General features: G+C 72.1%; 1 protein-coding gene. It reads left to right on the forward strand.

What is annotated here, in order from left to right; all coding sequences use genetic code 11:
• Positions 1–82: 82 nt before the first annotated feature.
• Positions 83–301: Flp family type IVb pilin (locus tag ACLBXP_RS25720; protein ID WP_447670640.1), on the forward strand; the 219-nt coding region annotated here is incomplete at its 3' end.

Consider the following 301-nt stretch of genomic DNA (forward strand, 5'->3'; position numbering starts at 1 on the left):
CTTCCGCGATCGTCTTAAAGGCTCGTCAACGCGCCGGCCTCTAGGTTGCGGCGACGCCATCGTGGCGGAGGGGGTGAGCGTGATGGCAAAGGTTCCGGGAGCCGCGGGGGCGGTCGGCCCGCGGAAGGCCGAGCGGGCCGCTGCACGCCTGCGCGCCTTCGCCCGGGACGCCCGCGGCGCCACCGCCATCGAGTACGCGCTGATCGGCGTGCTGATCTCGACCGCCATCGTGGCGTCCGCCCGGGCCGTCGGCAGTCAGGTCGGCACGCTGTTCAACACGGTCAACACCCAGGTCACCACC

This window comes from Methylobacterium sp. A54F, from assembly GCF_053346035.1.